Origin of the sequence: Pseudoxanthomonas japonensis, assembly GCF_010093445.1 — a bacterium.
GTDB classification, from domain to species: Bacteria; Pseudomonadota; Gammaproteobacteria; order Xanthomonadales; family Xanthomonadaceae; genus Pseudoxanthomonas_A; species Pseudoxanthomonas_A japonensis.
Window position 1 is genome coordinate 1 of record NZ_PDWW01000020.1, and the last position, 13,671, is coordinate 13,671.

The following is a 13,671-nucleotide window of genomic DNA, read 5'->3' on the forward strand; positions in this document are numbered from 1 at the left end:
CTGCCCGCCCACCCGACTGGATTAAGCGCCATGACCGGGACGCAAGCCCCCGAACTGCCGACCGCGGCCGGCCCCGCCGTGACCGACCCCGCCCTCGTTCCGCTGCCCATCGGCCGCCCCCGCGTGCCGGACCAGGTGCGGGGCAAGCTGTACATCAAGACCCACGGGTGCCAGATGAACGAGTACGACTCGGCCAAGATGGCCGACGTGCTCGCCGCCTCCGACGGCCTGGAGCTGACCGACAACCCCGAAGAAGCCGACGTGGTGCTGGTCAACACCTGCTCCATCCGCGAGAAGGCGCAGGAGAAGGTGTTCAGCCAGCTCGGCCGCTGGAAGGCGCTGAAGGCCGGTGGCCGCGACGTCATCATCGGCGTCGGCGGCTGCGTGGCGTCGCAGGAAGGCGAGGCCATCGTCAAGCGCGCACCGTACGTGGACCTGGTGTTCGGTCCCCAGACCTTGCACCGCCTGCCGGAGCTGATCCGCGCCCGCCGCGAGCAGAACAGGCCGCAGGTCGACATCAGCTTCCCCGAGATCGAGAAGTTCGACCGCCTGCCCGAGCCGCGTGCCGAAGGTCCGTCGGCATTCGTATCGATCATGGAAGGCTGCTCGAAGTACTGCTCGTTCTGCGTGGTCCCCTACACCCGCGGCACCGAAGTCAGCCGGCCGTTCGAGGACGTGCTGGTGGAAGTGGCGCAACTCGCCGCCCAGGGCGTGCGCGAGATCAACCTGCTCGGCCAGAACGTCAACGCCTACCGTGGTCCTTACGGCGATGGCGAGGTGGCAGACCTCGGCCTGCTGATCCGCACCATCGCCGAGATCGACGGCGTCGGCCGCATCCGCTTCACCACCTCGCACCCGCTTGAGTTCAGCGACTCGCTGGTGGACGCCTACCGCGACGTGCCGCAACTGGCGAACTTCCTGCACCTGCCCGTGCAGGCCGGGAGCGACCGCGTGCTGTCGGCGATGAAGCGCGGCTACACGGCGCTGGAGTTCAAGCAGAAGATCCGCAAGCTGCGCGCGGTGCGGCAGGACATCTCGATCAGCTCGGACTTCATCGTCGGCTTCCCCGGCGAAACCGATGCCGATTTCGAGAAGACGATGAAGCTGATCGAGGACGTCGGCTTCGACCAGAGCTTCAGCTTCATCTACTCGCGCCGCCCCGGTACGCCGGCCGCGGATCTGGAAGACGACACGACCGATGCGGTGAAGCATGGGCGCCTGGACCGGCTGCAGCAGCACATCAACGCCTACGCCGCCGGCATCTCGCAGCGCATGGTCGGCACGGTGCAGTCGGTGCTGGTGGAAGGCCCGTCGAAGAAGAACCCGAACGAGCTGACCGGCAAGACCGAGAACATGCGCTCGGTGAACTTCCCCGGCCATCCGCGGCTGGTCGGCCAGTTCGTCGACGTGGTGATCACCGAGGCGCTGTCCAACTCGTTGCGCGGCCGCATCGCCGGCACCGACTGAGCCGATGGATCAGCCGACAGCGGGCAGCGGCACGCCGTCGCGTTCGTTGTCCCAGATCATGTGGATGATCTTCCAGCCGTCCTCGCCCTTGTAGAGCTGGATGCTGTTGATGCCGCGCCGCTCCGGCACGGCATCGCCGGGCGCCGTACGCGCTTCGTACGCGCTCCAGACATGCGCGATGTTGCCAAACACGCGCACCTCGCGCCCGGTCTCGACCTCGAAGAAATCCATCTCCACCAGCAGTGCGTCCGCATTCGCGCGGTACTCCGCCAGCGTGAACGACAGGCGCCACGGTTTGCCGCCCGCATCGACGCCGGTACGGATCTGCCGGCAGTCCGGATGGAAGACCGCCTCCTGCGTCGACCAGTCACGGGGACCAGCCGGCCCGGAAATCATCGCGTACATGGCGTCCACCGCCTTGCCTATCGCCGCTTCGTCCATTACTCCATCTCCAGCTCCGGGCTGATGCGTCAGCCTATCAGTCCAGCCGCTTGCGGAAGCGCAGGATCGCCGCCGACATCATCACCGCGGTGAAGGCCAGCAGCGCCAGCACGTCGGCCCACAGTTCCCACAGGCTGGCGCCGCGCAGCATGATGCCGCGGATCAGGCGCAGGAAATGCGTCAGCGGCAGCACCTCGGCGATCCACTGCACGATCCTGGGCATCCCGGCGAACGGGAACATGAAACCGGACAGCAGGATCGACGGCAGGAAGATGAAGAACGTCATCTGCATGGCCTGGAACTGCGATTGCGCGCGCGTGGAGATCAGCAGGCCCAGCGTAAGGTTGGCGACGATCAGCAGGCAGGCGGCGATGTAGACATGCAGCAGGCTGCCGCCCAGCGGCACCTGGAACAGCCACATGCCCAGCGCCAGCACCACCGTCGTCTGCACCAGGCCGATGGCAACGTACGGCAGCACCTTGCCGATCATCAGCTCGGCGCTGCTGACCGGCGTGGCGATCAGCAGTTCCATGTTGCCGCGTTCGCGCTCGCGCACGATGGCCACGCCGGTGAACAGCACCATGGTCATCGTCAGGATCACCCCGATCAGCCCCGGCACGATGTTCACCGCCGAGCGCCGTTGCGGGTTGTAGAAACCGACCACGCTGATGGTCCGCGTGGCCAGCGGACTGCTGCTGCCGTCCAGCGGCATCTGCGCCAGCTGCGCGGCGGCGCTCTGCACGGCGTTGTCGCTGCCGTCCACGAAAATCTGCACCGCCTCGCGGCCTTCTGCCCGACGGCGCGCGTAGTCCGGCGGGATGACGATGCCGATGCTGATCTCGCCGCGCCGCATCGCCTGCACCAGTTCCTGCGGCGTGGCGGCTTCCTGCGCAGGCGTGACCACGCCGGTGGCGACGATGTCCATCACCAGCGCACGCGAGGCGGCGGTGCGCGCCTGGTCGGCGATGCCGGCGGACAGGTCGCGCAGGTTGGTGTTGATCGCATAGCCGAACAGCAGCAGCTGCATCACCGGGATGCCGACGATCATCGCCAGGGTAATGCGGTCGCGGCGCATCTGCCGCAGCTCCTTGACCATCACGGCCATCAGGCGTCGCAGGTTCATGCGGCCTCCTCGCGCGCCGGCTGGCCGCGCGTGGCCGACACGAAGACGTCCTCGAGGTTGGCCTGCGAGGCGGACACGCCCGCTTCAATGCCGGCGCTGCGCAGGCCCTGCGAGATGCGCGCGGAAGCATCGCCGTTCTCGGCCAGCAGCACGCGCAGCGCGTTGCCGATCTGCGCCACGCTGATCACACCGTGCAGGCCCATCAGCACCTTCTGCGCCTGCCGCGGCTGTGCGGCGTCGACGACCAGCGTGCGTCCGGCGAGCTCGCCGGTCAGCGCATCCGGCGTGCCGTCCGCGACCAGCACGCCGCGGTCGAGGATGGCGATGCGGTGGCAGCGCTCCGCCTCGTCCATGTAGTGAGTCGACACCAGCAGCGTGGTGCCGGCATCGGCCAGCTCGAACAGCTTCTCCCAGAAGTCACGACGCGACTCCGGATCGACCGCGCTGGTCGGTTCGTCGAGGAACAGCAGTTCCGGCGAATGGATGACGGCACCGGCCAGGGCGAGCCGCTGCTTCTGGCCGCCGCTCATTGTGCCGGCCAACTGCTTCTGTCGATCCTGGAAGTGGTAGTGCTCGACCAGCTCGTCGATGCGGCGCTTCGCCTGCGCGTGCGGGATGTCCTGCACCGCGGCGAGGAATTCCAGGTTCTCGCGCACCGTCAGGTCTTCGAACAGCGAGAACTTCTGGGTCATGTAACCGATGCGCGTGCGCAGCTGTTCCGCCTGCTCCGGGATGCGCAGGCCGAGCACGTCGATCTCGCCGGCGCTGGGCGTCAGCAGGCCGCAGAGCATGCGGATGGTGGTGGACTTGCCGGAACCGTTCGGGCCGAGGAAGCCGTAGACGTTGCGCTTCGGCACGTCGAGGTCGACGTCGTTGACGGCGACCAGCGCGCCGAAGCGCTTGGTCAGGCCGCGGACGCGGATCGCGGGATCGCCGTCACTCGTCGCCATCGGACACCACCTGCAGCGGCGCACCGACCGGCAGGTCGGACGCCTCCTTGCCCAGGCTGATCTCTGCCAGATAGCTGAGCCGTGCCGCGTCCTGGCCGGTGAGTGCGAAGTACGGGGTGAAGCTGGGTTCGCTGCGGATCATCCGCACGCGACCGGCATAGGTCTTCTGCTGACCATCCAGACGCACCTGTACCGTGTCGCCGACCTTGAGCCGGTTGCGCAGCGCCTGTGGCAGGTAGACGCGCGCATAAGGCGCTTCGCCGACCAGCAGCACTGCCAGCGGCGCACCGACCGGCGCCTGGTCGCCGAGCTTGTACGGCAGGCTGTCGATACGGCCGGCGCGCGGCGCGACCACGCTGAGCTTGTCCAGCGTCACCGCCTGTACGCTCGCCTGCGCGTCAGCGGAGGCGACGGCGGCCACGCCCTGCGCGACCTGCTCGCTGCGCGTGCCGCGCTCCAGTTCCAACAGTGCGGCCTGCGCCAGCTGCACCTGTGCCTGCGCGCTCTGCGACGCGGCGCGTGCGCGGTCCACCTCGGAGGCGGCGACCAGTTGCTGGCGCCCGAGCGGTTGCAGGCGTGCGTAGTAGGCATCGGCATCGCGGGCCTGCGCCTGTGCGGCGGCCAGGCTGGCGCGCGCCTGCGCGATGTCCTCGCGGCGTGGACCGGCGCGCAGCTCCGCCAGTGCTTCGCGGCTCTGCGTGGCCTGCGCCTGCGCCGCCGCCAGCTGCGACTGCGTGCGCGTCAGCTCGAGTTGCAACAGCGGTGCGCCGGCGGCGACCTGCTGGCCTTCGCGCACGTCGATGCGCACGATCTTCTCGGCCACCGGCGACGGCAGCGTCACCCGGTCCCATTCCAGCGTGCCCATGGCCTGTGGTGCGTCGGCCTTGCAGCCAGCCAGCAGGAGCAGTGCGGAGGCGAAGGCCAAACAGGTCAGTTCATTTCGCATGGTCCAGCTCCAGTCCACGGTCCAGCAGCACCAGCGTGTGCCGGCGCAGGTCGTCGAAGTCGATGTCGTCGGCGCCGAACAGCTGGCGCCAGATCGGCGCGCTCGCCATCGGGAACATGGTCAGCCCGATCAGCGACACCATCAGCAGGCGCGGATCGAGGTCGGGATTGAGCTGCCCCGCCTGCTGCGCGGCGGCGAAGCGGCCCGCCATCATCTTCGGAAGCATCGGGCCGACCTGGCTGATCATCATGTCGCGCAGCGCGCCGCCTTCGCAGAGGATCTCGCGCACCCACAGCGTCGGCAGCCACGGATGCTGCGCGACCACGCCGCCGATACCGTGCACGAAGCCCGCGACCAGCGCGGCCACATCGCCATCGCCGGCCTGTATCACCGGTGCGCGCATCTGCGCCACCACCGGCAGCAGCCGTTCGGCCACCACCGCCTGCTGCAGCTGCGCCTTGTCGCCGAAGTAGTAGTGAACCAGCGCGGGCGTGACGTGGGCCTCGCTGGCGATGTCGCGCAGCGAACTGGCGGCGATGCCCTTGCGGACGAAGCAGGCCAGCGCGGCGTCGAGCAGCGTCGCGCGCAGGTCGGCCGACTCGGCCGTGGGCCGGCGTCCACGGGCGCGCTTGCGGGGAGCGGGATCGGGGCGTGTTACGGCCGGGGATGCGGGGGGCGTTGACTTCTTCATGGCGGCATTTAATTTTCTATTTAATTAAATCTCAACCCCTGTCCGACGGACGGCATTGATGCGGCTTTCCCGGGCAGCGGGTTACCCTGCTGGCCCGTCTTGCAATCGCCAGGAATCGCCGCCATTTCCTCCGACAGCCCGCGCCTGTGGGTGTTCACCCTGGAAGCCCGTCCGCTGCACGACAGCCCCGATTTCGCCGAGGCCGGTGGCGCCTTCATCACCTGCTACCTGCGGCCCGGCTTCGCCGCGGACCCCATGCGCCGCGCGGTCGAATTCGTCCGTGAGCAGAAGTGGGAAGTGATCGCGGTGGAGGACGAGCCGCTGCAGATCGAGCGTCATGACGCGCCCGAGGCCGAACACTTCGACCAGGCCCTCGTCGACGACGAGGTATACGTTTTCCACCAGTGGCCGGTCGACGACGCGGACGACCAGACCCGGCACTGATTCGACACCATGAGACCCCTGCCCGCCCCATGACTGCCCCCAGCCACCACGAATTCACGCTGCAGCCCGAGAACGTCGAGCGACTCGCCAACCTGGCCGGGCCGTTCGACGCGCACCTGCGCCAGATCGAACTGCGCCTGGGCGTGGAGATCGCCAACCGCGGCGCCATCTTCCGCGTCACCGGGCCGGAGAAGTCCGCCGCCGCCGCCGAGAAGCTGCTGCATGCGCTGTACGACGAGACCGCCAGCGAGACCTTCGACAGCGAGGCGATCCACCTGCGCCTGAATGCGGCCAACGTCGACCGCATCGCCGACGAGGACTACCAGCCGCAGGACGTGGCCATCAAGGTCAAGCGCGGCACGGTGCGCGGCCGCGGCGCCAACCAGGCGAAGTACCTGCATGCCATCGCGACGCACGACATCAACTTCGGCATCGGCCCGGCCGGCACCGGCAAGACCTTCCTGGCGGTGGCCAGCGCGGTCGAGGCGCTGAACGAGTCGCGCGTGCAGCGGTTGATCCTGGTGCGTCCGGCGGTGGAGGCCGGCGAGAAGCTCGGTTTCCTGCCGGGCGACCTGAGCCAGAAGGTCGATCCCTACCTGCGCCCGCTGTACGACGCGCTGTACGAAATGCTGGGCGTGGAGAAGGTGGTCAAGCTGCTGGAGAAGAACGTCATCGAGATCGCGCCACTGGCCTACATGCGCGGCCGCACGCTCAACGATGCGTTCGTCATCCTCGACGAGGCGCAGAACACCACCATCGAACAGATGAAGATGTTCCTGACGCGTATCGGCTACGGCAGCACGGCCGTCGTCACCGGCGACCTGACCCAGATCGACCTGCCCAAGCACCAGAAGTCCGGCCTGAAGGACGCGCTGGAGGTGCTGCGCGGCGTCGACGGCATCTCGTTCAACTTCTTCACCAGCCGCGATGTGGTGCGTCATCCGCTGGTGGCGAAGATCGTGCGGGCTTACGATGCACGCGACGGCAAGGATCCCGACGTCGAGCCGGCCCCGTGATGGCCGTAGAGTCGAGCTTGCTCGACTGCTTTGCTTCGCGGGATGATGACGCCATGCGCAGTCGAGCAAGCTCGACTCTACCGAGGCAAACCCCATGACCCAAGGCCCCGTCCGTCTCGAAGTCGCGGTCAACTATGCGCTGCCGCGTGCCGGCATTCCGTCCGCGGTGAGTTTCCGCAAATGGGTGGCCGCCGCGCTGAAGGGCCGCATTCGCGAAGCCGACCTGGCCATCCGCATCGTCGACAGCAAGGAGGGCCGCGCGCTCAACCGGCACTACCGCGGTCGCGACTACGCGACCAACGTGCTCAGCTTCCCGGCCGAGATGGCCGAAGGCGTCAAGCTGCCGAAGGGCGTGAAGATGCCGCTGCTCGGCGACCTGGTGATCTGCGCGCCGGTCGTCGCGCGCGAGGCCAAGGAACAGAAGAAGCCCCTGGCCGCGCACTACGCGCACATGACCGTGCACGGCACGCTGCACCTGCTCGGCTGGGACCACGAAGACGACAAGGAGGCCGAGTGCATGGAACAGCTGGAGCGCGAGATCCTGTCCGAACTCGGCATCGCCGACCCCTACGCGGAAGACTGATCCCATGCTGCGTGCCGTCTGTTTCGCGCCTCTGCTGGCGCTGTGCCTCCCGCTGTCCGCCGCCGCACAGGATGCGCGCCCCGATCTCGCGGCGCTGATCGAATGCCGGGGCGACCTGGGCCAGCTCGCGGCGATCGCGCCGCTGCTGGAAGATCCGCTGAAAGCGGTCGCGCTGGGCTGGCAACCGCTACCGCAGGCGAACATGTTCATGAGCGAGTACCGCCTGCTCGCCCCGGTGCGGGTGTTCGGGCACGACACGGACCACATCGCCTTCTCCGGCGGCGGCGTCGTCGCCGTGCTCGATCTGCCCGATCCGCGTCCGCTGGCGAAGCAGCTCCAGCTGGAGACCGCCGTCGACACGCCGGCCAAGGCCATGTTCGGCAAGGAAGTGCGCAGCGAGGAGGTCAGCGACCCGGCCACGGGCAAGGTGCTGATCGACTCGGCCGTGCTCAACGTCAGCAACGTGTCCTCGCACCCCGGCAAGACGCTGGCGGGCTGCAGCTACAGCCTGGACCTGCCGGGGGACGAGGCCGACGAGGACGGTGGGGACGAGGCGGCACCGCCTGCGCCGGCCGCCCAACCGGGTTAGACTGAACGCCACGCCCCAGCGGGGCGACCGCTCCCGAGAGATGTCAGAAGACGACAGTACCCTCGCGCCGGAAGGCTCCGACAAACCGTCGGAGAAACGGCGCACCTGGCTGGACCGCCTCAGTTCGGCGTTCTCCGGCGAACCCAGCACACGCGACGACCTGGTGGCCATCCTGCGCGACGCGCAGTCCGACGGCCTGATCGGCGGCGACACCCTCAAGATGATGGAAGGCGCCATTGCGGTCGCCGACCTGACCGTGGGCGACGTCATGGTGCCGCGCGCGCAGATGGTCTCGCTGCCGGTGGAGGCACGCTTCCTCGACCTGATGAAGGACGTGGTGGAATCCGGCCACTCCCGCTTCCCGGTGCACGGCGAGAACAAGGACGAGATCCTCGGCATCCTGCTGGCCAAGGACCTGCTGCGCGGCGTCGTCGCCGACAACGGGCCGGGCAGCGTGCGCGAACTGCTGCGGCCGGCGGTGCTGATTCCCGAATCGAAGAAGCTCAACCTGCTGCTGAAGGAATTCCGGCTGTCGCGCAACCACATGGCGATCGTCGTGGACGAGTACGGCGGCGTGGCCGGTCTGGTCACCATCGAGGACGTGCTGGAACAGATCGTCGGCGAGATCGACGACGAGCACGACGAAGCCGAGGACGGTGCGGCGCTGATCGCGGCGCAGGCCGACGGCCAGTTCGTGGTGGACGCACTGACGCCTATCGCCGATTTCAACGAGCGCTTCGGCGCCGATTTCCTCGACGACGAGTACGACACCGTCGGCGGCCTGATCACCGCCGCCATCGGCCACCTGCCGGAGACCGGCGAGGAGCTGACGCTGGGACGCTTCACGTTCCGCGTCGCCCGTGCCGATGCGCGCCGCGTGCATGCCTTCCACGTCGGAGTGCTCGCGGATGCGTAGTGCCGCCGCGCGCCTGGCGTTGCTGGGCGTGTTGTGGCTGCTGGCGTCGGCCGCCTGGGCGGCGCCGCGGATCGGCGTGGCCACGATGGCGCCGGGCGAGGTGTTCTTCGAGCGCTTTGGCCACAACGCCATCGTCGTGGTCGACCCCGCCAGCGGCGATGCGATCTCGTACAACTTCGGCTTCTTCGATCCGGGTGAAGCGGACTTCGTCGGCAACTTCGCCCGCGGCCACATGATGTATTACCTGGTCGCACTGCCGTTCGAGCAGGACCTGATGCAGTACCGCGAGAGCGGGCGTGGCGTGTCGCTGCAGTGGCTGGACATGGAGCCTGCGCAGGCCCACGCGCTGGCGGACGCCCTGGCCGAACGCGCCAGGCCCGAGAACGCGCGCTACCGCTACGACTACTTCACTTCCAACTGCTCGACCCAGGTGCGCGACGCGCTGGACGCCGCCCTCGGCGGCAGGCTGAAGTCGCAGCTGGCCGGGCGTTCGCGCGGCAACACGTTCCGCAGCGAAGCCGTCCGGCTCGCTTCGCCGGCGACGTGGATGTGGTTGGGCTTCGACCTCGGCCTCGGTCCGAATGCCGACAAGCCGATGGCGCGCTGGGAGGAGGCCTACGTGCCGATGCGCCTGGCCGACAGCCTGCGCGAAGCGAAGAACGCCGCGGGCCGTCCGCTGGTGCAGTCGGAGATGCAACTGCTGCCGCACCGCATCGCCGCCGAACCCGCCGAGACCCCACGACGCTGGTTGCCATGGCTGGGTGCGGGCGTGCTGATCGCGATTGCCATCGCGCTGGCTGGTCGACGCTGGCCCCGTGCGCTCGTCGCCGTGGCGCTGCCGTTCTGGCTGGTCTGCTTCATCGGTGGCGCATTGCTGGTCTACCTGTGGGGCTTCACCGACCATTGGGCCGCGTGGGCGAACCGCAACCTGCTGCTGCTCAATCCGCTGTGCGTACTGCTGATTCCCGGCGCAATTGCCGTGCTGCGCCGCCGCACACCGGCAGCGTGGTTCTCGTGGCTGCTGGTGACCATCGCGGCGGGCGCATTGGCCGCGTGGTTCCTGCACTGGCTGCCGTTGCGGCTGCAGTACAACCAGACCTGGATCGCCCTGCTGCTGCCGATCCATCTGGCGCTTGCATACGTATTCATGCCACGCCGCTTGTCGCGCTGAGCCACGCCACGCACGATGCGGCCCTCTGCCTATCGCGAGGGTCGCATGCTCCGTTTCCTCTCCACGCTTGTTGTGTTCGCCGTCGCCGCATCGGCACATGCCGGACCCGGCCCACGCGTCGCCTCGCCCGACGGCACCATCGTCGTGGACTTGTCCACCGACAACGACGGTCGCCCCGCCTACGCGCTCTCGCGCAAGGGCCAAGCGGTCATCACGCCATCGCGGCTGGGCTTCCTGCTGCTGGACGCGCCGAAGTTCGAGCGCAACATCGAGATCGTGCAGCCGCGCACGCGCAGCGTCGACGAGACCTGGGAACAGCCCTGGGGCGAGCGTCGCTTCATCCGCAACCACTACAACGAACTGACCGTCACGCTAAAGGAAAAGGCCAAGCCGTTCCGCAGCTTCGACGTGGTGTTCCGTGTGTTCGACGACGGCGTGGGCTTCCGCTACCGCTTCCCGAAGCAGGCAGGCCTGGAACAGGTGAAGATCGGCGAGGAGCTGACCGAGTTCTCGCTGGCCCGTGATGCGACGGCGTGGTGGATTCCGGCCGGCGAGTGGAACCGCGAGGAATACCTGTACCACCGCACGCCGGTGCAGCAGGTCGGCGACGCGCAGACGCCGATCACCTTCAAGTTCGACGACGGCAGCCACCTGTCGATCCATGAGGCCGCGCTGGTCGACTACAGCGGCATGAACCTGACCCGCGTCGAGGACCGCCGCCTGAAAGCCGACCTGACGCCGGGCATCGGCGAGGGCAAGGTGGTGCGCGCGGCGCCGTTCGACACGCCTTGGCGCACGCTGCTGCTGAGCGACGACGCGGCGGGCCTGGCGATGTCCAGCCTGACGCTCAACCTCAACGAGCCCAACGCGCTCGGCGACGTGTCGTGGGTCAAGCCGATGAAGTACGTCGGCGTGTGGTGGGAGATGCACTTGGACCTGAAGAGCTGGGCGTCCGGTCCCAAGCACGGCGCCACCAACGAGAACGTGCGCAAGCACATCGACTTCGCCGCGAAGCACGGCTTCGGCGGCGTGCTGGTCGAAGGCTGGAACGTGGGCTGGGACGGCGACTGGTTCGGCAACGGCGAGGATTTCAGCTTCACCCGCTCGTATCCCGATTTCGATCTGCCCGCGCTGGCCGCCTATGCGAAATCGAAGGGCGTGGTACTGATCGGCCATCACGAGACCTCCGGCAACGCCGCGCACTACGAAGTGCAACTCGGCGATGCCTTCGACCTGTACCAGCGCGTCGGCGTGCCCGCGGTGAAGACGGGCTATGTCGCCGACGCCAGCCAGGCCAAAGTTACCGGCACGGATGGTAAGCGGCACTATGCATGGCATGAAGGCCAGGACATGGCGCGCCACCACCTGAAGGTGGTCACGGAAGCGGCCAAGCGCCACATCTCGGTCAATCCGCACGAACCGATCAAGGACAGCGGCCTGCGCCGCACGTATCCGAACTGGATCACCCGTGAAGGCGCGCGCGGCATGGAGTTCAGCGCCTGGGGCCAGCCCGGCAATCCGCCCGAGCACGAGGCCAACCTGGTGTTCACCCGCCTGCTGGCCGGTCCGATGGATTACACCCCCGGCATCTTCGGCATGAAGACGCGCTCCACCGACGGCATCGCGACCACCTGGGCCAAGCAGCTGTCGCTGTACGTGGTGATCTACAGCCCGCTGCAGATGGCGGCCGACCTGCTGGAGAACTACGAGAAGAACCCGGCGCCGTTCCAGTTCATCAAGGACGTGCCGGTCGACTGGGACGACACACGCGTGCTGAACGGCGAAGTCGGCGACTACGTCACCATCGCGCGCAAGGAGCGCGGCGGCGACAACTGGTACCTCGGCTCGCTGACCGACGAGGACGGCCGCACGCTGAGCGTGCCGCTGTCGTTCCTCGACGAAGGCCGCCGCTATACCGCACAGATCTACCGCGATGGCGACAAGGCCAACTGGAAGACCGCGCCGCAGGACATCGTGATCGAGGAACGCAGCGTCACGCGTGGCGATACGCTGACGCTGAAGCTGGCGCCGGGTGGCGGCCAGGCGATCCGCTTCGTGGCGCAGTGACTGCATGCCTCTGTAGGAGCGGGCCATGCCCGCGATGCTTTTGCGTGACCTAGAAGCATCGCGCCCATGGGGCGCTCCTACAGGGATGTTCTACAAGGAGCCCGACTTGCCGCAGCCACGTGCATGGCGCACGATTCCCGCCATGAATGACCTTGCCGCCGTCGATACCAAGCCCGTCCTTCCGCAGTGCGTGATCAACTGCGTGCTCTACGACAAGGGCGGCAAGCGGCGCGACATAGGACTGGACGAGATCAGCGACGTGCTGGCCGTCGACGACGGCAGCTTCATCTGGGTGGGGCTGTACGAGCCCGCCGATACGATCCTCGAGAAGCTGCAGGAGGAGTTCTGCCTGCACGACCTGGCCGTCGAGGACGCGCAGAACGCACACCAGCGCCCCAAACTGGAGGCCTACGGCAACTCGCTGTTCGTCGCCGTGCACACCGCGCAGGTCGTCGACGACCGCATCAAGTTCGGCGAGACCCACGCCTTCCTGGGTCCGCGCTACCTGGTGACGGTGCGCCACGGCGCCTCGCTGTCGTACGCGCCCGTGCGCGAACGCGTCCAGCGCGAGCCGGACCTGCTGGCACTCGGGCCGTCGTACGGGCTTTATGCGGTGCTGGACTACATCGTCGACAACTACCGGCCCATCATCGATCAGTTCAAGCGGACGCTGGACACGCTGGAGAAGGACATCTTCGCCGACACCTACCGGCGGGTGACGGTGGTGAAGCTGTACGAGCTGAAGCGCGAACTGACCCAGATGCGGCTCGCGGTGGCGCCACTGCAGGACGTGCTGGCGCAGCTGACGCGCTCGCAGAGCGCGCTGATCCCGGAGGAAGTGCGCCTGTACTTCCGCGACGTACAGGACCACGTGCTGCGCGTCAACGAGTACACCGACACGCTGCGCGAGATGCTGACCACCGCGCTGAGCGTCAACCTGTCGCTGGTGACGCTGGCCCAGGGCGAGATCGTCAAGCGCCTGGGCGCCTGGGCCGCCCTGCTGGCGGCGCCGACGCTGATCACCAGCTGGTACGGCATGAACTTCAAGCACATGCCGGAACTGGAGGGCCGCTTCGCTTACCCGCTGCTGATCGGTGGCGTGGCGCTGGCCTGCTACGGCCTGTACCGGCTGTTCAAACGCTCGCGCTGGCTCTGACGCCCCTACGCCGCCGGACTGCGACCAAAGTCGAAGGCTGAATCCGACATTACGGATTGACCGGTTTCCCGCATGGGGTGACCCTTGTGCCGACTTGTCGGAGGGTTCCCG

General features: G+C 67.8%; 14 protein-coding genes. 9 read left to right on the forward strand and 5 right to left on the reverse strand.

Annotated elements, in window-relative coordinates:
- The first annotated feature begins 30 nt into the window (after positions 1–30).
- Positions 31–1,467: a tRNA (N6-isopentenyl adenosine(37)-C2)-methylthiotransferase MiaB gene (miaB, locus tag CSC78_RS13290; protein WP_162338345.1), complete on the forward strand. Its 1,437-nt coding sequence runs from the start codon at positions 31–33 to the stop codon at positions 1,465–1,467.
- Between the two features lie 9 nt (positions 1,468–1,476).
- On the opposite strand, the gene CSC78_RS13295 is transcribed toward miaB, so the two are convergent.
- Genes CSC78_RS13295 through CSC78_RS13315 form a run of 5 tightly spaced genes read right to left on the reverse strand, consistent with a single transcriptional unit; the run spans position 1,477 to position 5,618 of the window.
- On the reverse strand, positions 1,477–1,908 hold the full coding sequence (locus CSC78_RS13295; protein ID WP_162338346.1) for a hypothetical protein: 432 nt from the start codon (positions 1,906–1,908) through the stop codon (positions 1,477–1,479).
- 37 nt (positions 1,909–1,945) lie between these two features.
- Complete coding sequence (locus CSC78_RS13300; RefSeq protein ID WP_162338347.1) at positions 1,946–3,031, reverse strand: ABC transporter permease; 1,086 nt, start codon at positions 3,029–3,031, stop codon at positions 1,946–1,948.
- On the reverse strand, positions 3,028–3,954 hold the full coding sequence (locus tag CSC78_RS13305; RefSeq protein ID WP_162338426.1) for an ABC transporter ATP-binding protein: 927 nt from the start codon (positions 3,952–3,954) through the stop codon (positions 3,028–3,030). Before CSC78_RS13305 ends, CSC78_RS13300 begins: the two co-directional genes overlap by 4 nt.
- A gap of 13 nt (positions 3,955–3,967) precedes the next feature.
- Positions 3,968–4,927 (reverse strand): HlyD family secretion protein, encoded by a 960-nt coding sequence (locus CSC78_RS13310; protein WP_162338348.1) that lies wholly within the window; start codon positions 4,925–4,927, stop codon positions 3,968–3,970.
- Positions 4,917–5,618, reverse strand: a complete 702-nt coding sequence (locus CSC78_RS13315) for a TetR/AcrR family transcriptional regulator (protein ID WP_162338349.1) — start codon at positions 5,616–5,618, stop codon at positions 4,917–4,919. The genes CSC78_RS13310 and CSC78_RS13315 overlap by 11 nt, the downstream gene beginning before the upstream one ends.
- 99 nt (positions 5,619–5,717) lie before the next feature.
- On the opposite strand from CSC78_RS13315, the gene CSC78_RS13320 reads away from it, so the two are divergent.
- From CSC78_RS13320 to corA, 8 genes are all read left to right on the forward strand, one after another.
- Positions 5,718–6,062, forward strand: coding sequence for a hypothetical protein (locus tag CSC78_RS13320; protein ID WP_162338350.1), 345 nt, complete (start codon positions 5,718–5,720; stop codon positions 6,060–6,062).
- A gap of 29 nt (positions 6,063–6,091) precedes the next feature.
- The gene (locus tag CSC78_RS13325) at positions 6,092–7,078 is read left to right on the forward strand and encodes a PhoH family protein (RefSeq protein ID WP_162338351.1); all 987 of its coding nucleotides are present in this window, start codon (positions 6,092–6,094) and stop codon (positions 7,076–7,078) included.
- Positions 7,079–7,172: 94 nt separating this feature from the next.
- Positions 7,173–7,661, forward strand: a complete 489-nt coding sequence (ybeY, locus tag CSC78_RS13330; RefSeq protein ID WP_162338352.1) for an rRNA maturation RNase YbeY — start codon at positions 7,173–7,175, stop codon at positions 7,659–7,661.
- Positions 7,662–7,665: 4 nt separating this feature from the next.
- The gene (locus tag CSC78_RS13335; protein ID WP_162338353.1) at positions 7,666–8,250 is read left to right on the forward strand and encodes a hypothetical protein; all 585 of its coding nucleotides are present in this window, start codon (positions 7,666–7,668) and stop codon (positions 8,248–8,250) included.
- A 40-nt stretch (positions 8,251–8,290) separates the two neighbouring features.
- Positions 8,291–9,166 carry an HlyC/CorC family transporter gene (locus tag CSC78_RS13340; protein ID WP_162338354.1) on the forward strand — a complete coding sequence of 292 codons (876 nt, stop codon included), beginning with the start codon at positions 8,291–8,293 and terminating at the stop codon, positions 9,164–9,166.
- Positions 9,159–10,337 carry a lipoprotein N-acyltransferase Lnb domain-containing protein gene (locus tag CSC78_RS13345; protein WP_162338355.1) on the forward strand — a complete coding sequence of 393 codons (1,179 nt, stop codon included), beginning with the start codon at positions 9,159–9,161 and terminating at the stop codon, positions 10,335–10,337. The genes CSC78_RS13340 and CSC78_RS13345 overlap by 8 nt, the downstream gene beginning before the upstream one ends.
- Before the next feature lie 45 nt (positions 10,338–10,382).
- Entirely contained in the window at positions 10,383–12,404 is a 2,022-nt protein-coding gene (locus tag CSC78_RS13350; RefSeq protein WP_162338356.1) for a glycoside hydrolase family 97 protein, read from the forward strand.
- A gap of 142 nt (positions 12,405–12,546) precedes the next feature.
- Entirely contained in the window at positions 12,547–13,560 is a 1,014-nt protein-coding gene (gene corA, locus CSC78_RS13355) for a magnesium/cobalt transporter CorA (protein ID WP_162338357.1), read from the forward strand.
- The last annotated feature ends 111 nt before the right edge of the window (positions 13,561–13,671 follow it).